Genomic DNA, 17813 nt, shown 5'->3' on the forward strand with positions numbered 1-17813 from the left:
CCACATTTAAAAGCTAAATGTTTTGGAGTCTTTTATGAATAAAGAAGATAAAAAAGATAAGATTTTTTCTACAAATGATTTACAAGAAAAGATCATATCTGAAAATTTAGATGAATCTGAATGTATATCTGAAAAATCAGATAAAAAAAAAGATACTTTAAGTGAAATTGATAAAATTAAAAAAGATTTAGATGAGACTAAAAAAAAATCTGATGAGAATTGGGATAGAGCTGTTAGAGCTATAGCTGAGCTAGAGAATTTTAGGCGTCGCTCTGAACGAGATATTTTTGATGCACATCGTTATGGGATTAGCAAAATTTTAATGGATTTCTTACCAGTTATGGATAGTTTAGATCAAGCTTTACAATCATGTGAGAATTCTGATTCAAAAATTATGTATGAAGGATTGGTTTTAATTAGAAAGTTATTTTTAGATGCATTAATTAAGCATGGTGTTATAGAAATTTTTCCAAAAGGAGAGAAATTTAATCCTGAAGAACATGAAGCTATGTCTATTCAACAAGAAAGTGAAATGTTACTTGATAATACTGTTATATCAGTGTTTCAAAAAGGTTATAAATTACATGATAGAGTTATTCGTCCTGCTAGGGTAATTGTAGCTAAGTCTAAAATTGTTTAATGTTTTTATAAATAAGGGGAAAATGACTATATAGGTTTGTGATTGTTTGTTAATGTTCTGAGTAAATTATTGTTTATATTTATTTCGGTAAAATTTTGTTTAAAGAATTTGTAAAATAATAAAATATTATATGGAGTAATTAAAAAATGGCTAAGATTATTGGGATTGATTTGGGTACAACGAATTCTTGTGTTGCGGTTATGGAAGGAGATCCAAAAGTAATTGAGAACAGTGAAGGTCGTAGAACTACTCCTTCTATCATAGCTTATACAGAAGGAGAAACTTTGGTTGGTGATGCAGCTAAAAGACAAGCTGTTACAAATCCTGAAAATACTCCTTTTGCGGTAAAACGTTTAATTGGTAGAAAATTTGATGATCCGATTGTACAAAAAGATATTAAAATGGTTCCTTATAAGATAATAAGGGCATCTAATGGAGATGCATGGGTTAGAATTAAAGGAAAAGATTTGGCTCCACCTCAAATTTCTTCAGAAATTCTTAGAAAAATGAAAAAAACTGCAGAAGATTATTTAGGTGAAGAAGTCAAAGAAGCTGTTATTACAGTTCCTGCTTATTTTAATGATTCACAACGTCAGGCAACTAAAGATGCTGGAAGAATTGCTGGATTAGAAGTAAAAAGAATTATAAATGAGCCAACAGCCGCTGCTCTTGCATATGGAATGGATAAAAAAAAGGGAGATGTAGTTATAGCTGTTTATGATTTAGGTGGAGGTACATTTGATGTTTCTATTATAGAAATAGCAGAGGTTGAAGGAGAGCATCAATTTGAGGTATTAGCTACAAATGGAGATACATTTTTAGGAGGAGAAGATTTTGATTTGGCTTTAATTCAGTATCTTGTGTTGGAATTCAAGAAAGATACTGGAATCGATTTAAATAATGATTCTCTTGCTTTGCAAAGATTAAAAGATTCAGCAGAAAAAGCTAAGATTGAACTATCCTCAGCTCAACAAACTGATGTTAATTTACCGTATATAACAGCTGATGCCTCCGGTCCTAAACATTTAAATATAAAATTAACTAGAGCTAAATTAGAATCTTTAGTAGAGGATCTTGTTCAAAGAACTATAAAACCTTGTGAGGTAGCATTAAAAGATGCTGGATTAAGTGTATCTCAAATTAATGAAGTTATTTTGGTTGGAGGTCAAACTAGAATGCCATTAGTTCAAAAAACTGTTCAAAAGTTTTTTGGAAAAGATCTTAGAAAAGATGTAAATCCAGATGAAGCAGTTGCTGTTGGAGCTGCTATTCAAGCAGCAGTTTTGTCTGGTGATGTTAAAGATATTTTATTATTGGATGTTACTCCTTTATCATTGGGTATAGAAACTTTAGGTGGAGTTATGACTAAAGTCATTGAAAAAAATACTACTATACCTACAAAAGCTACTCAGGTATTTTCAACTGCTGATGATAATCAAACTGCAGTTACTGTACATATTTTACAGGGAGAAAGAGAGCAAGCGTCAGCAAATAAATCATTAGGTAGATTTGATTTAACTGGTATACCTCCAGCTCCTAGAGGTGTACCTCAAATAGAGGTTACATTTGATATAGATGCTAATGGTATATTAAATGTATCTGCAAAAGATAAAACCACAGGAAAGGCTCAGTCGATTATTATAAGAGCTTCAAGTGGATTGAGTGAAGATGAAGTTCAGAGTATGATAAAAGATGCTAAATCTCATGCAGAAGAAGATAAAAAATTTAGAGAAATTATTGAAGTAAGAAATAGAGCTGATTCTCTTATTCACACTAGTGAAAAAACTTTAAAAGAATTTTCTAATGATTTATCTAAAGAAGATAGAAATAGCATGGAAAATGCTATTAGTGATTTAAAGCAATCTACAAAAGGGGATGATAAAGTATTAATTGAAAATAAAATTCGTGTTTTAACAGATATTTCTAGTAAATTAGTAGATCGTTTGCAGTTATTAAAAAAATCTGGTAGTAATAAACCTTTTAATAATAATGCGAAAAATAATGTTTCTAATAGTGATGTTAAGGAAAGTAACTCTTCTTCTAATAAAGATAACATTGTTGATGCTGAATTTGAGGAAGTAAAAGAAGATAAAAAATCTGATGATAATAAATAGAATTTTATATTATAAAATTTTAGTAGATTAAATTCTATTTGATACAAGATAAAATGGTATTATAAGATAATGTCAAATCAGGATTATTATGAAATTCTTGGTGTGGATCGTAATGCAAGTGATTTAGAGATCAAACGTGCATATAGAAGATTAGCTATGAAATATCATCCAGATAGAAATCTTAATGATAAGTTAGCTGAAGAAAAATTTAAGGAAATTCAAAAAGTATATGCAGTATTATCTAATAAAGAAAAACGTGCAATGTATGATAGATTTGGACAGTCAGGTATAGATCCTTCTGTAGAGTCAACTGTAAAGTCTGGTAATTTTAGTGGATTCGGAGATGTTTTTGATCTTTTTGAAACTATGTTTACAGGTGGTAGAAATAGTAATAAAACCTCAAATGATAATAGAGGTTCTGATTTGCAATTTAATGTTCAGATAACTTTAGAAGAAGCTTCTTCTGGAAAGAAGATTAATGTTAATATTCCACGGTTTACTTCATGTAAAATATGTTTTGGCTTAGGTTCAAAAAGAGGTTCTCATCCAAAAAAATGTGATGCCTGTCATGGCACTGGGGAGATTCGTATGCAGCAAGGATTTTTTTCTATTCAACAAACGTGTAGGAAATGTAACGGTGATGGAAAAATGATTGTTGATCCTTGTTATACTTGTTCTGGTCAAGGTAGAATTAGAGAAAATAAGAAATTGACTGTAAAAATCCCTTCTGGAGTAAATGATGGAGATCAAATTCGTTTAACAGGAGAAGGAGAAGCCGGTTTAAAAGGAGGTGGATCTGGAGATTTATATATAAAAATAGAAATTAAACCACATTCTATTTTTAGAAGAGAGGAAAACAATTTGTACTGCGAAGTTCCTATTAATTATGCAATAGCTGCTCTTGGAGGCTCTATAGAAGTTCCAACATTAGGTGGGAGAGTTACTTTAAAGATACCAGGAGGAACGCAAACTGGAAAGATTTTTCGTCTTCGTGGAAAAGGAATTAGTTCTATTAGAAATAGAACTATAGGGGATTTATTATGTAAAATTATTGTGGAAACTCCTGTTAACTTATCTAGGGAACAAAAAAATTTATTATTAAATTTACAAGAGTCATTAGAGAATAATGGAGGTGCTAATTCTCCTCGTGTTAGTTCATGGTTTGATGGTGTAAAGAAGTTTTTTGAAAAGATGAAATTTTAGTTTGATATTTTTTATTAATTTTAATAGTTGTTTTTTTAGTTTTATTAAAATACGATATTAGTTTAAATTTTTTATTTTGATAAAGTTCTTTATTGTTAATTAACATATTTTTATAAATATTTTATACTAAAGATTTAGTAATTTATTAATTTATTTAGAAAATAATAAATATTATTTTTTTGTATGGGTGATAAATAAAATATTTAGTAAATTAATTTTAATTTAGATTATTATATTTTTTATTATTTTAAGTATGTAATTTCATAAAAATGAAAGATTATAAAGTTTTTGATATTGCTTTAGCTAGATTTGGAATGAAAGAAATTTCTATAGCAAGAATGGAAATGCCTGGTCTTATGAATTTGAGGAAAGAGTTTGGTAATGATAAACCGTTAAAAGGAGCTAGGATTTCTGGTTGTTTACATATGACTGTGCAAACCGCTGTTTTAATAGAAACTTTAATATTTTTAGGAGCAGAAGTTAGATGGTCTTCTTGTAATATTTTTTCTACACAAGATCATGCTGCTGCTGCAATGGCTGTTTCTGGAGTTCCTATTTTTGCATGGAAAGGACAAACGGAAAAAGAATATTGGTGGTGCATAAAAAAAGTTTTATATGGTCCTAATTATTGGAGACCAAATTTGTTAATTGATGATGGAGGAGATTTGACTTTTTATGTGCATAGTAAGTGTCCTGAAATGTTAAAATCAATATTAGGTGTTTCTGAAGAAACGACTACAGGTTCATATAGACTTCATAAGATGGTTAAAGAAGGAAAACTTAAAATACCTGCTTTTAATATTAATGGTTCTGTAACAAAATCTAAATTTGATAATATATATGGATGTAGAGAATCATTGTTAAGTGGTTTAAAGCAAGCTTTAAATATTATGATTGCTGGTAAAACAGTTTTAGTCTTAGGTTATGGAGATGTTGGAAAGGGTTGTTCTCAGGCTTTTCGTGGTCAAGGAGCTGTTGTATATATTAGTGAAATTGATCCTATATGTGCTTTACAGGCAGTTATGAATGGATATAAAGTGTTAACTTTAGATGATATTTCTAGTGAAGTAGATATAGTTGTTACTGCAACTGGTAATTATCATGTTGTTACATATCATCATATGATGAATATGAAAGATAATGTTGTATTATGTAATATAGGTCATTTTGACTCTGAAATTGATGTTGATAGTCTAAAGAGCTTTAATTGGGTTAATATTAAACCTCAAGTTGATTTAATTGAATTACCTAATGGTAAACATATAATTTTACTTGCTGAAGGGAGGTTAGTTAATTTGGGATGTGCTAATGGTCATCCTAATTTTGTTATGTCTATATCTTTTACAAATCAAGTGTTAGCACAAATTGAGTTATTTAATAGTTTTGGTCGTTACAAAAATGATATTTACACATTGCCTAAATTATATGATGAAAAAGTAGCTAGATTGCATTTAGATTATGTAGGTGCAAAGTTAACGACTTTAACAGATGATCAATCTAAATATATAGATACTCCTATAGATGGTCCTTACAAATCAAAATATTATCGTTATTAAATAATTTTCCTATGTATTGTATAATAATATTTATTTTTAGATATGTGTATGTTAAAGTATTCTAATTGTATAAAAAATGTTTTATATAATATTAAGGAATATTGATATATATTGTATTTTTATTATTTTTAGATTTTATTATGTTTTTTTAAAAATTGATTTATGTTTTTTACATTAAATTTATGTAACTAAAAAATATTTTAAGAAATAAAATTTTATTTTTATTACAATAAATATTGTTACTTAATAAAAAATATTAGTATTTTATTGTTTTTCTATAGATTTATTATGATATATAGTATGACTGCTTTTGCAAAGTCTCAAAAAATTTTTAAAGATTATATTATTTATTGGGAGATTAAATCTTTAAATTATAGATGTTTTGATGTGTCTTTTTTTTTATTTGATAAGTTTAAATTTTTAGAATATTCATTGAGAAACATTTTAAAAAAAAAAATTAATCGGGGAAAGATAGAGTGTTTATTAAAAATTAAGAATTTTTTTTATAAAAAACAAAAAATATTTATTGATATTAGGTTAATAAAAAAAATAATTGATGCCACGAATTCTATTTCTGTAAGTGAGGGTATAAAGAACGATTTAACTTTAAGTAAGATTTTAACTTGGCCTAATATCGTTCAAATAGATGTTGAATTTGATAAAGTCTTAATAAGAAGAATTTTAAAGTTATTTAAAGTAACTGTAATAAAGCTTTTAGAAGTTAAGAAACTAGAAGGAAATGCTTTAAAGGAATGTATTATTTCTAGGATAGAAGTATTAAAAAAAAATATTAATTTAATTAAAGATGATTCTTCATTTTTGTTAAAAAAAAAGTATAAAAAGATATTATTAAATCTTAAGAAATTTTCGGTTAATTCAGAAAATCAATCGCGTATTGCACAAGAAGTAGCTTTTATGGTAATGAGGTTAGATGTTAATGAGGAAATAGATAGAATTAAGATTCATTTATGTGAAATAGAAAAAATTTTATTAGAGAAAGTATCTATAAGTCGTTATTTGGATTTTTTAATGCAAGAAATTTATAGGGAAGTTAATACATTAATTTCAAAATCAGATTTTATCAAAATTATAAAACTTGGATTAGAGATGAAAGTTTGTGTTGATCAGATACGAGAACAAATAAGAAATATTGAATAAAATATGGATAAAATTTCTTTAGGTAATATAATTATTTTATCTTCTCCATCTGGAGGAGGAAAAACAACTTTATTGAAAAGTATAGTTCGTTTAATTAATAATATCAGCGCTCCTATATCTTATACTACTAGACCAATAAGACCTGGTGAGAAAGAAGGTATTGACTATTTCTTTATTAAAGAAAAACAATTTTTTATAATGAAAAAAAAAAAATTTTTTTTGGAATACGCTCGTATATTTAATTATTATTATGGAATTTCTTTTGAGGAAATTAATAAATTTATTAATAATGGTATAGATTTAATTTTAGCAATTAATTGGCAAGGTGTTAAAAGAATTAAATATCTATATCCTAATCAGACTATTTCTATTTTTATTATACCTCCATCTTTAAGAGTTTTGAAACATAGATTATTTAATCGAAATAAAGATTATAATTTTGTTAATGAGAGAATGCGTTATGTTAAAAATGATGTAATTCATTTGAAAGAATTTGATTATTTAATTATCAATGATGATTTGGATCATACTATATTAGAATTATATGCTATTATTTTAGCAAATAGATTAAAAATGAGATATCAGAAGATAAATAATAAAGATTTACTTTCTTCTTTTTTATTGTCTTTATAGGAAATAATTTTTATATGTTGTTTATATTCATTAGGTAAATATTTATTTTATATTTAGTGTGTATTAAAAGTATTTTTTAAATAAAAAATTTATTTTATGTTGTTATTATATATTTTAAATTATTAGGTTTAGGATTTAAATGTTATGGCTAGAGTTACAATAGAAGATTGTTTGAATTTTGTATCTAATCGTTTTGAATTGGTAATGTTAGCAACTAAGCGTGCTAGAGATATTTTAATTAATGGTGAAAAACCATTGGTAAAATGTAAAAAAGATAAAATTACAGTAGTTGCTCTTAAAGAAATTGCATTAGGTTTGATAAACAAAGATATTTTGGAAAAAAAATAATGTAATAGTTTTTTATTATTTTTTAATATTCAGTTTATTATTAAAAATAAGTAAAATTTTATTTATTATTAATAATAGATTTTTATATTAGTTAATGTAATTATGAAAGATAAATGTTCACTTCCAATAGGTGTATTTGATTCTGGAGTTGGTGGTTTAACAATTTTGCGTTCATTAAAAAAATTTTTATCTAATGAATCATTTATTTATATATGTGATACAGCTAGATTTCCTTATGGAATTAAAAGTAGGAATATGGTGCATAACTATACTATAAGGTCAGTTAATTTTTTAATTAAACAGAAAATTAAAGCGTTAGTTATTGCATGTAATACTGCTTCTAGTGTATCTTTACCTTATTTACAAAGTAAATATTCTCATTTATTTCCAGTTATTGGAGTTATTGATCCTATTTTAAATAAAATAATTTCAGTAATAAAAGATAATCGTATAGTGATTTTAGCTACTAAAACCACTATTGATTCTACATTATATCAACGTTATATTCGTAAAAATTGCCCACATGCTACTATTTTATCCAAACCATGTAATGTTTTAGTAAATTTAGCAGAAGAAGGAATGATAGATAATTCTATTGTTAGAGAAGTTTTTAAGTATTATTTAGGTGATATCAATCAAGATGATATTATTTTATTAGGTTGTACACATTTTAATATTTTTAAGTCTTTATTAAAAAAAATTTTGCCTAGAAGAATTAGAGTAATTGATTCGTCAATATCTACTGCTTTTGCCTTATATAAGGTTTTTAAAAAAAATAGTTTATTTAATTTTAGTGATATATTGAATAGTAGAATTTATTATTTTGTTACAGATTCTATAAAACGTTTTCAAAAAGTTGGAAAAATTTTTCTGGGAGAAGTAATCAAAGAAGATCATGTAAAACAAATAAAAATTTAATTATAAATTTGAAAAAATTCTTTTTTTAAGAAAATTTAATTTTATGATATTTGGTTTTAAATTATTAAAATTAATTGGATATGTTGTTTTTAATAATAGTAAAAATTATTAATTTTTATTAAATTTGAAATAAATATTTTCATAAAAATTTTATATAGAAATATTTAAAATTAATTGATGTTTTTAAAAATTTTTTTATTTTGTTTAAAATTTTATTTTTATAGGTTTTAATATAAAAAAAATAATATTTATATATTAAGTAGGTTTAGGATTTAGTTTGATGACCAATAAAATTAGATATATTTTGAGAATGTTATTTATTAATAAAAATTAAAGATAATTTTAATTACTTTATAAAGAGGCTATAATGAAAAAAAAAATTACTGTAATTAATCTTATGCTAATAGTGATATTATTAGGTATAATAGTATCTGTAATATTCAATATTATTGATAATTATTTTAATTTAAACTATTTGAGAGAAAATATTATTGATTTGGTTAAAAAATATCTTAATTTTAATTAATTAGAATTTATTAATTATATTTTATGGAAATTAAAATTTTAAAACTAATTATAAATACATAAATTTATATTATTATGTGTAGAAGCAAATTTATTTTTAATAAAATAAAATTTTTTTATGGAATAGTATTTTATGTTTGTTATAACTCGTTTTGCTCCTAGCCCTACTGGATTTTTGCATATAGGTAGTATACGTACCGCGTTATTTTCTTGGTTATATGCTAGACGTTTTAATGGGAAATTTTTATTAAGAATTGATGATACAGATATAAGTCGTATAAAAATAGATTATATTCATTCTATTTTATCTAGTATGAGTTGGTTAGGTTTAAATTATGACAATAATCCATTTTATCAAAGTCATAATTATTTTAGATATCAAGAGATTATTTCCAAGTTATTAGATGAAAAAAAAGCTTATTATTGTAGATGTACTCAAAAGAGATTAAATATTTTACGTATAAATCAAATTAATAATAATAAAAAACCAAAATATGATAGATATTGTCGTGATAAGAATTTTTCTTTTAAAAAAGATATTTATCAAGTTATAAGGTTTAAAACACCTATATCTGGTATCGTATCATTTTGTGATAAGGTTTATGGAAATATTAATGTAAAAAATAATGAATTAGATGATTTTGTTTTGATTCGTTCTAATGGAGCTCCAACATATAATTTTTCTTCTGTTGTTGATGATTTTGATATGAAGGTTACTCATATTATTCGAGGTAATGATCATATTAGTAATACTCCTAAGCAAATTAATTTATTTAATGCTTTAAATGTAAAGCTTCCTGTTTTTGCTCATTTACCTATGATTCTTGGAAATGATGGAAAGTCTTTATCTAAACGAAGTGGATCTGTAGATATTATTAAATTTAAAAAATTGGGAATTTTACCTCAAGCTTTATTAAATTGTTTGGTTCGATTAGGATGGTCATATGGTAATAAAGAAATTTTTAGTATGGAAGATATGATTCATTATTTTGATTTAACTAACATTAACCATAGCAATGCTAGGTTTAGCTATGATAAATTATATTGGTTAAATAAATATTATCAAAAAAACATGTCAGAGGAGGAGATAAATTCTATATTATTTGAATATTTTAGAGCTTTAAATATAAATTTGAATAATGGTCCTAGATTAGTTGATTTATTTAATGTACAGTCTGGTCGTTATAATACTTTAGTGGAAATTTGTGAAAATAGTAGAACATTTTATCAGAATAAAGTTATTTATGATATGAGTTTAGTAGGTAAGTATTTTAAATTATGTTTTTTACCTTTTTTTATCAAATTACAAAAAGAATTGACATTATTAGATGACTGGAATGAAAATAAAATATTAGAATTTGTTAAGAAATTAAGTATCAAAAATAATATTACTGTTAATAATGTGATACAAATTTTACGTGTTATATTAACTGGAAATGATTGTTCATTTTCAATTAAAAAAATATTTATTTTTTTAGGGAAAAAACGTGTATTGTTACGTTTAAAAGAAAGTTTAAAGTTATTTAATTGAAAAGATTTTTTTGTTTTTTATGTAATCATTAGTTTTATTAATAAAATATTGTACTTTTACAAATTAAAAATTATTTCATATAATATTCTAATTTTTAGAATGCATTTGTAAAGGTTTGTTAGAAAAATATGTCTCCATCGTCTAGTTCGGATTAGGACATCGCCCTTTCACGGCGGTAACAGGGGTTCAAATCCCCTTGGAGACGTTTTTATTGTATGAGTTTTTTATTTTTATTTAATATAAATTAAAAATATTTTTTTTTAATAAAGTTTATATTTTTAATTTTTTATTTTTTATTATTAAAAATTTTAAAACAAATTTTTTATATTTATATGAAAAATATTCGTAATTTTTCTATTATTGCACATGTTGATCATGGGAAGTCTACTTTAGCTGATCGATTTATTCAAAGTTGTGGAACTTTATCTGATAGAGAAATGATGAATCAAGTATTGGATTCTATGGATATTGAAAGAGAACGCGGTATTACAATTAAGGCACAAAGTGTTTCTTTAAATTATATATCTCGTTCTGGTATTTCATATTTATTTAATATTATAGATACTCCTGGTCATATTGATTTTTTTTATGAAGTATCTAGAGCTTTATCAGCTTGTGAAGGTGCGATTTTATTAATTGATGCAACTCAGGGTATTGAAGCTCAAACTATTGGAGTTTGTAGAGAAGCTATTAATAAATCTATAAAAATATTACCTGTTTTAAATAAGATTGATCTTACTAATAAAATGGATTTGGATCATATATTAAATCAGTTTCAAGATCTTGTTGGAATAAAAATAAATAATATATTACAAGTTAGTGCTAAATTTGGATTAGGAATTAATAATTTATTTGAAAGTATAATAGACAATATACCTCACCCTAAGGGTGATATTAATTCTCCATTACAAGCTTTAATTATAGATTCTTGGTTCAATAATTATTTAGGTATAGTTTTTTTAGTAAGAGTTATGCATGGTTTTATAAAAAAAGGTGATTCATTGAAAATAATGTCTAATGGAAAGACTTGTGTTGCAGATGATATAGGAATTTTTACTCCAAAACGTATTAAGAAGACTGTTTTAAAATCTGGAGAAGTTGGTTATGTAGTATCTGGGATTAAAAACATAGATAATAATTTATTTTTAGTTGGTGATACGTTAACTAAAAATGATGTGTCAGCATGTGTGCCTTTATTAAAATTTAAATGCTCTAATCCTAAAATATATTCTAGTTTATTTTTATCAGATAATAATGATATAGATTTTTTTAAAAAAGCTTTATTAAAATTAAAGCTTAATGATGCATCTTTGTTTTTTGAAGATGAATTTTCTGAAATATTAGGATGTGGATTTCGTTGTGGATTTTCTGGAAAACTTCATATGGAAATTATACAAGAAAGGTTAAAACGAGAATATAATTTAAGTGTAATTTCTACTATACCTACGGTAGCTTATCAAGTTTTAACAAAAGATGGAAAATTATTATTAGTTGATAGACCTTCTAGGATTTTGGATTTTAATTATGTAAAACAAGTATTAGAACCAATTGTTAGAGCTAATATTATTGTTCCATATGATTATTTAGGGAAAATTATTAACTTATGTATAAAATATTGTGGGGTTCAAGTTTCTATTACTTATGATACTTTTCAAGTTTTTTTAGTATATGATTTTCCAATGAACAATGTGATTTTAGATTTTTTTGATTTATTAAAATCAAAAAGTAATGGTTATGCTTCGCTTTATTTTAATTTTTTAAAATTTCAATTATCTAATGTAGTAAAAATGGACATCTTAATAAATAAGAAAATTATTGATATTTTTTCGGTGTTTATAAGAAAAGATATGGCATATTATTATGGAAAGAATATTGTAGAAAAATTATGTAATATTGTTCCAAGGCAAATGTTTGATATAGTTGTTCAAAGCTCTGTAAATAATCGTATTATTGTTAAAAAAATAATTAAAGCATTTAGAAAAAATGTCGTAGATAAGTGTTATGGTGGTGATGTTTCTAGAAAAAATAAATTACTTAATAAGCAAAAGTATGGTAAAAAACGGATGAAAAAAATAGGAAATGTGAATATTTCCAAAGAAATATTTATAGAAATATTTAAATTTAAAAAAAATAATATATGTATGTGAATTTTAATTTTATATTGTTATTATTATCCATTTTAGTTGGTATAGTTTATTTGTTTAATTGTTTTATTCTTAAAAATAATCTTTTTTTACATTCCAAGTATAAATATAGTATTAATTTTTTATCTTCTTTTTTACCGGTATTTTTATTTGTTTTTTTAGTTCGTTCTTTTATTTTTGAACCATTTCATGTTCCTTCTGGTTCTTTAGAACCTACTTTAATGGTAGGTGATTTTATTATGGTTAATAAATTTATTTATGGATTAAGGTCTCCCATAGGAAGTGGGCATAGGTTGTTGTTTAAAAACAAACCAAAAAGAGGAGATATTATTGTATTTCATTGGCCTATTAATCCTAAGTTGAATTATGTAAAAAGAATAATTGGTATTCCAGGGGATAAAATAATTTATCATAATAAGGTATTAACAATTAATAAAAAGATTGTTAAACAAGTTTTTCTTAGATATGAAATTGATGAAAGTTCTAATAGTATTGTTAAACGTTGTCAGGAAATGTTGGATAGTAAGATTTATGATATTTATTTACGTCCTGATATAGAAAATCAAGATTTTAAAATTGTAATTCCAAAAGATTATTATTTTGTAATGGGTGATAATCGTGATAATAGTTTTGATAGTCGTTTTTGGGGATTGGTTAATGATAAATATTTGATAGGGAAAGTTATGTTCGTATGGATAAGTTTTTATGAAAAGTATATAGGTATTCGTTGGAATAGAATAGGAAAAATAATTTATTAGATCAATATTGTAACATTGATCTAAGATATTAGTAGATATAATATTTTTTATGTAAAATTACATAAATATATGTCAAATTTTTTAAATATAAATTTGTTGGAAAAAAAGTTAGGTTATAATTTTAAAAATATTTTTTTGTTAAAGAAGGCATTGACACATTGTAGCGCTGGAAAGAAAAATAATGAAAGATTTGAGTTTCTTGGAGACTCTATTTTAAATTTTATTATTTCTGATAAAGTTTTTCAACTTTTTCCATATAAAAACGAAGGAGAAATGAGTAAAATAAGGTCATTATTGGTAAAAAAAGAAATGCTTTTTAATATTGCATCAGAAATAAAATTAAAATTATTTTTGAATTTAGGCATTGGAGAAGTTAAAAGTGGAGGATTAAATAAAGCTTCCATATTATCAAATACTTTAGAAGCAATATTTGCGGCGGTATATATTGATGGTGGAATGGTAGAAGTTAAAAAATTAATTTTTAGGTTGTATAAATTTCGCTTATCAAAAAGCATTTTACTTTTAAATTTAAAAGATGCAAAAACAGAATTGCAGGAATTATTACAGTCTAGGAAAAAACCTATACCTCAATATAAATTAATTAAGAAATGTGGAAAAATACATAAACAAATTTTTTATATAATGTGTAATGTTAGTTATTTAAATATATCTGAAATAGGATTTGGGAATACTATAAAGCAAGCAGAACAAAATTCTGCTAGTCGTGTTTTATATAGAATAAAAAAAAGTATATTGTAAGTTTTTGTTGTCGAATATATAAAAAACAATATATTTATATATTACTTATTTAAGTAAATATTTTTTTTATAATTAATTTGATGTTATTTGAATGAAATAATATTCCTGGTATTAAAAATATAATAGACCAAATAATTGCAGAAAATATATTAATAAAAAAGAACAATTTATGATTCATTTTTAATAATCCTGATATTACTGGAATATTAGGGCGTAATGGTCCTATAAATTTACTGATAAATAAACTTTTTACTCCATTTTTAATAAGATATTTTTTTCCATTGTTAATCCATTTAGGATATTTATAAAATGGATATATATTAATATACTTATTAAGACAAAGTCCTATTATATAATTAATTTCAGTTCCAAATATAATACCTAATGAAGATATTAAGATAGCTAAATCAATACGTATATTTTTTTTTAATCCTATAAAAAATCCGATGCTTGTAATTAATATTGATCCAGGTATTATATTTCCAATAATTGTTATAGATTCTAACAAAGAAATAAAGAAAATAGCTATCAGCAAACAAATAGGATGGTTATAAATCCATGTTTTTAGTATAATTATATGATTTAATAGAAGTGTTATTTTCATAAATTTTAATTTGGTTTGTAAAATTGCTTATGAATGCATTAATAATGGTATTCATACTAATATTAGGAATATAGTTACTTATTTGTGTCATTTCAAGTTGTTTAAATCCACATGGATTAATATTTTTAAAAGGATTAAGATTCATTGATACGTTTAATGAAAATCCATGATAAGTGCAATTATTTTTTATTCTTAATCCTATTGATGCGATTTTTTTATTTTTTATAAAAACTCCTGGGTTGTTGTTTTTTGTTGAAGCTGGAATAGAATAATTTGTTAGTAAATTGATTAAAGATATGTGAATAGAATCAATTAATTTTTTTATTCCCATTTTTTTTCTTTTAAGATCTATTAGTATATATCCTATAAGTTGTCCTGGACCATGATAAGTAATTTGCCCACCTCTGTCGCTTTGAAAAATTGGAATGTTATTATTTACATTTAAAATATTTTTTGGATTTCCGTTTTGACCTTGAGTGTATATTGGGTGATGTTCTAATAACCATAATTCATCTTCCGAATTTTGATTTCTTGAAGAAGTAAATTTTTTCATTTTTTCAAAAGTTATAGAATAGTGTTCTATTCCCAAGTATCGAATTTTTATCATAGTTATATATAAAATTTATACTATCATAGTATACAATGTTAAATTGTATTTAATTATTTAAAGTTATTTTCTTATAGATATAATTATATTGATTTTTATATATATGTTTTTTTAATTTTAAAATAATGTAATCTTTTATGCATGTAAGATAATTCCCTTTTTTTATATTTGTTAGTGTATATAGTGGTTGTGTAGTTTTAAATTCATTAGTACTAATTATTAATTCTCCAATTTTTTTTCCTTTACGAATTGGAGCTTGTAAATTATTGATAATTTTAAACACAATATTTATTGGTTTATGATTTTGTTTATACAATGTTATAAACTGATTATTATTTATTCCTATTGGTATAAATGCAGTTTGTCCATTGTAAATAGGAATTTTTGCAATGGTTTTCTTTTTTTTATATATTAAAAAGGTTTTAAAAAACTGAAATCCGTAATGAAATAAATATTCACTATCTTGAAATCTAGATTTATTATTTGGAGATCCTATGATAATTACTAATAGTCGCATGTTATTATGTTGCGCTGATGATGCTAAACAGTATTTTGACTCTTTTGTGTAACCTGTTTTAATTCCATCAACGTAGCTTGTTTTTTTCCATAATAAATTATTACGGTTAAATTGTTTAATTCCGTTGAAGGTAAACGATTTTTTTTTATACCACTTATAATATTGATAAAAATTATTTATTAAAGCACGAGATAATATGGCTATGTCTTTGGCTGTACTGTATAATTTTTGATCATGTAGTCCTGTGCTGTTGGTAAAATGAGTATTGATCATACCAAGTTTTTTAGCTTGTTGATTCATTATGTTAGCAAAGTTAGTTTCATTTCCATTTAAATATTCTGCGATAGCTACACAAGCATCATTTCCAGAGTTTACAATTATTCCTTGTAAAAGATTTTTAATAGATACTTTTTGTCCTTCCTTTAAAAACATACTTGATCCTTTTGTAGACCATGATTTATGGCTAATTTTTATTTGATTGCATAAATTAATTTCTTTATTTTTTATAGCATGAAATATAATATATAAAGTCATTAATTTGGTTAGACTAGCTGGAAAAATTTTTTTTTCGCTATTAAATTCAGTAATTATGTTTCCACTATTGGTGTCAACGAGAATATAAGATTTCGCATTTATATAAATTAGTTTTTTGTTATTAAAGTTTTTTATTGGTATTAATGATGAAAAATTATTTAACAGAGGTTTTGCAAGTACATTATTTTCTATTTGAAATAAGAAATTATTTTTGTTAATTAAAATTAGAATAAATAATAATAATAAAAAAAATTTATAAATTAAAATAGATAATTTCATATTAGTTTTGTGAAAAATAAATATTTTTATAAATATAAGGTTTTATGTTAATTTTATCTAAAAATTGAATTAAATGTAAACGCAAGTTATTTTTATATTATGAAAATAAATTTATTTATTGTATTATGTTTTTTTCTAATTTGTATTAATTTACAAAATAATTTGCATAAAAGTACATTGTATACCATAAAGATATTTAATATTTCAAATTATTTTAAATATATAAATAAAAATATTTTTGATTTTCTTAGAAAAAAAATTTTGTTTTCTTTTCAGAAATTATTAATAGAATGTTTTATATTTAGATTTTGTCAATCTAAATATCATATATTAAGTAGTCATGGTAATCCAAATTACTATAAAGTTAATGGACATGTTTATAAAGTTATGAAACATGTAATTAATTATAAAATGCGTGGAATTGCTTCTTGGTACGGAGTTGATTTTAATAAAAAACGTACTTCCAGTGGTGAATATTTTGATATGTATGCAATGACCGCTGCACATAAAACATTACCGTTACCAACTTATTTATTGGTAAAAAATTTAAATAATGGTAATACAGTTATTGTAAGAGTTAATGATAGAGGTCCATTTTATTCGAATCGTATTATTGATGTATCTTATGCAGCTGCTATTAAGTTAGGTTTATTAAAAAGTGGTATTGCTCCTGTTGAAATACAGGTAATTAATATTGGTGATTATATTTTTCACGATACAATTCAAATTTTCTCTTTTAAATCTAAGAAATTAGCATTTTTCTTTTATAAGAAATTAAAGAATTTGATTAAATTTCCGGTAGAAATTAAACAATATCGATGTTATTATACAATTCAGGTTAAGTTATTTTTAAAGTTTTTTGGTACAGATATGTTACGGATTATTCAAAATAATTTTTTTGCTTTAAAACTTAATAGAGTGATTGAAAAAAATAAGTTAGATTGTATTTAAATGGGTATATTATTAAAAAGCAATTGGGATAAAA

The 17813-nt window shown here is 23.9% G+C and carries 17 protein-coding genes and 1 tRNA gene; 15 read left to right on the forward strand and 3 right to left on the reverse strand.

Annotated features, from left to right (window positions below; translation table 11 throughout):
* Window positions 1–34 precede the first annotated feature (34 nt).
* The 14 genes from grpE to rnc all read left to right on the forward strand — a co-directional run bounded on the left by grpE (window position 35) and on the right by rnc (window position 14287).
* A complete protein-coding gene (gene grpE / locus RQL38_RS02460; protein ID WP_338521518.1) occupies window positions 35–640 on the forward strand; it encodes a nucleotide exchange factor GrpE in 606 nt (201 codons plus the stop codon).
* A 146-nt stretch (window positions 641–786) separates the two neighbouring features.
* Window positions 787–2754 carry a molecular chaperone DnaK gene (dnaK, locus tag RQL38_RS02465; RefSeq protein ID WP_338521520.1) on the forward strand — a complete coding sequence of 656 codons (1968 nt, stop codon included), beginning with the start codon at window positions 787–789 and terminating at the stop codon, window positions 2752–2754.
* A 69-nt stretch (window positions 2755–2823) separates the two neighbouring features.
* Window positions 2824–3957 (forward strand): molecular chaperone DnaJ, encoded by a 1134-nt coding sequence (dnaJ, locus tag RQL38_RS02470; RefSeq protein ID WP_338521522.1) that lies wholly within the window; start codon window positions 2824–2826, stop codon window positions 3955–3957.
* A 269-nt stretch (window positions 3958–4226) separates the two neighbouring features.
* Window positions 4227–5513 carry an adenosylhomocysteinase gene (gene ahcY, locus RQL38_RS02475; protein ID WP_338521524.1) on the forward strand — a complete coding sequence of 429 codons (1287 nt, stop codon included), beginning with the start codon at window positions 4227–4229 and terminating at the stop codon, window positions 5511–5513.
* Window positions 5514–5813: 300 nt separating this feature from the next.
* The gene (locus tag RQL38_RS02480) at window positions 5814–6671 is read left to right on the forward strand and encodes a YicC/YloC family endoribonuclease (RefSeq protein WP_338521526.1); all 858 of its coding nucleotides are present in this window, start codon (window positions 5814–5816) and stop codon (window positions 6669–6671) included.
* 3 nt (window positions 6672–6674) lie between these two features.
* Window positions 6675–7304 carry a guanylate kinase gene (gmk, locus tag RQL38_RS02485; protein ID WP_338521527.1) on the forward strand — a complete coding sequence of 210 codons (630 nt, stop codon included), beginning with the start codon at window positions 6675–6677 and terminating at the stop codon, window positions 7302–7304.
* 144 nt (window positions 7305–7448) lie between these two features.
* Window positions 7449–7652, forward strand: coding sequence for a DNA-directed RNA polymerase subunit omega (rpoZ, locus tag RQL38_RS02490; RefSeq protein ID WP_338521529.1), 204 nt, complete (start codon window positions 7449–7451; stop codon window positions 7650–7652).
* A gap of 102 nt (window positions 7653–7754) precedes the next feature.
* Window positions 7755–8570 (forward strand): glutamate racemase, encoded by an 816-nt coding sequence (gene murI, locus RQL38_RS02495; protein ID WP_338521531.1) that lies wholly within the window; start codon window positions 7755–7757, stop codon window positions 8568–8570.
* Window positions 8571–8937: 367 nt separating this feature from the next.
* Complete coding sequence (locus RQL38_RS02500; protein ID WP_338521533.1) at window positions 8938–9096, forward strand: hypothetical protein; 159 nt, start codon at window positions 8938–8940, stop codon at window positions 9094–9096.
* Between the two features lie 132 nt (window positions 9097–9228).
* Window positions 9229–10626 carry a glutamate--tRNA ligase gene (gene gltX / locus RQL38_RS02505; RefSeq protein WP_338521535.1) on the forward strand — a complete coding sequence of 466 codons (1398 nt, stop codon included), beginning with the start codon at window positions 9229–9231 and terminating at the stop codon, window positions 10624–10626.
* 130 nt (window positions 10627–10756) lie between these two features.
* Window positions 10757–10831: transfer RNA gene (locus RQL38_RS02510), tRNA-Glu, on the forward strand.
* Window positions 10832–10958: 127 nt separating this feature from the next.
* Entirely contained in the window at window positions 10959–12773 is a 1815-nt protein-coding gene (lepA, locus tag RQL38_RS02515) for a translation elongation factor 4 (RefSeq protein WP_338521537.1), read from the forward strand.
* On the forward strand, window positions 12764–13528 hold the full coding sequence (lepB, locus tag RQL38_RS02520; protein ID WP_338521539.1) for a signal peptidase I: 765 nt from the start codon (window positions 12764–12766) through the stop codon (window positions 13526–13528). Before lepA ends, lepB begins: the two co-directional genes overlap by 10 nt.
* Window positions 13529–13597: 69 nt before the next feature.
* Entirely contained in the window at window positions 13598–14287 is a 690-nt protein-coding gene (gene rnc / locus RQL38_RS02525; RefSeq protein WP_338521541.1) for a ribonuclease III, read from the forward strand.
* Window positions 14288–14336: 49 nt separating this feature from the next.
* Here rnc and RQL38_RS02530 read toward each other — a convergent pair whose 3' ends face one another.
* Genes RQL38_RS02530 through RQL38_RS02540 form a run of 3 tightly spaced genes read right to left on the reverse strand, consistent with a single transcriptional unit; the run spans window position 14337 to window position 16828 of the window.
* A complete protein-coding gene (locus tag RQL38_RS02530; protein WP_338521543.1) occupies window positions 14337–14891 on the reverse strand; it encodes a DedA family protein in 555 nt (184 codons plus the stop codon).
* Entirely contained in the window at window positions 14836–15495 is a 660-nt protein-coding gene (lipB, locus tag RQL38_RS02535) for a lipoyl(octanoyl) transferase LipB (RefSeq protein WP_338522019.1), read from the reverse strand. The genes RQL38_RS02530 and lipB overlap by 56 nt, the downstream gene beginning before the upstream one ends.
* A 52-nt stretch (window positions 15496–15547) precedes the next feature.
* Window positions 15548–16828, reverse strand: coding sequence for a D-alanyl-D-alanine carboxypeptidase family protein (locus RQL38_RS02540; RefSeq protein WP_338521545.1), 1281 nt, complete (start codon window positions 16826–16828; stop codon window positions 15548–15550).
* Between the two features lie 261 nt (window positions 16829–17089).
* On the opposite strand from RQL38_RS02540, the gene RQL38_RS02545 reads away from it, so the two are divergent.
* Window positions 17090–17779: a septal ring lytic transglycosylase RlpA family protein gene (locus RQL38_RS02545; RefSeq protein WP_338521547.1), complete on the forward strand. Its 690-nt coding sequence runs from the start codon at window positions 17090–17092 to the stop codon at window positions 17777–17779.
* Window positions 17780–17813: the final 34 nt, after the last annotated feature.

This window comes from Candidatus Legionella polyplacis, assembly GCF_037013735.1.
Taxonomy (GTDB): domain Bacteria; phylum Pseudomonadota; class Gammaproteobacteria; order Legionellales; family Legionellaceae; genus Legionella_E; species Legionella_E polyplacis_A.

Excerpts from the sequence above, each read along its gene's own strand:
- grpE (WP_338521518.1), top strand. The coding sequence starts at position 35 with ATGAATAAAGAAGATAAAAAAGATAAGATTTTTTCTACAAATGATTTA.
- dnaK (WP_338521520.1), top strand. The coding sequence starts at position 787 with ATGGCTAAGATTATTGGGATTGATTTGGGTACAACGAATTCTTGTGTT.
- dnaJ (WP_338521522.1), top strand. The coding sequence starts at position 2,824 with ATGTCAAATCAGGATTATTATGAAATTCTTGGTGTGGATCGTAATGCA.
- ahcY (WP_338521524.1), top strand. The coding sequence starts at position 4,227 with ATGAAAGATTATAAAGTTTTTGATATTGCTTTAGCTAGATTTGGAATG.
- RQL38_RS02480 (WP_338521526.1), top strand. The coding sequence starts at position 5,814 with ATGACTGCTTTTGCAAAGTCTCAAAAAATTTTTAAAGATTATATTATT.
- gmk (WP_338521527.1), top strand. The coding sequence starts at position 6,675 with ATGGATAAAATTTCTTTAGGTAATATAATTATTTTATCTTCTCCATCT.
- rpoZ (WP_338521529.1), top strand. The coding sequence starts at position 7,449 with ATGGCTAGAGTTACAATAGAAGATTGTTTGAATTTTGTATCTAATCGT.
- murI (WP_338521531.1), top strand. The coding sequence starts at position 7,755 with ATGAAAGATAAATGTTCACTTCCAATAGGTGTATTTGATTCTGGAGTT.
- RQL38_RS02500 (WP_338521533.1), top strand. The coding sequence starts at position 8,938 with ATGAAAAAAAAAATTACTGTAATTAATCTTATGCTAATAGTGATATTA.
- gltX (WP_338521535.1), top strand. The coding sequence starts at position 9,229 with ATGTTTGTTATAACTCGTTTTGCTCCTAGCCCTACTGGATTTTTGCAT.
- lepA (WP_338521537.1), top strand. The coding sequence starts at position 10,959 with ATGAAAAATATTCGTAATTTTTCTATTATTGCACATGTTGATCATGGG.
- lepB (WP_338521539.1), top strand. The coding sequence starts at position 12,764 with ATGTATGTGAATTTTAATTTTATATTGTTATTATTATCCATTTTAGTT.
- rnc (WP_338521541.1), top strand. The coding sequence starts at position 13,598 with ATGTCAAATTTTTTAAATATAAATTTGTTGGAAAAAAAGTTAGGTTAT.
- RQL38_RS02530 (WP_338521543.1), bottom strand. The coding sequence starts at position 14,891 with ATGAAAATAACACTTCTATTAAATCATATAATTATACTAAAAACATGG.
- RQL38_RS02540 (WP_338521545.1), bottom strand. The coding sequence starts at position 16,828 with ATGAAATTATCTATTTTAATTTATAAATTTTTTTTATTATTATTATTT.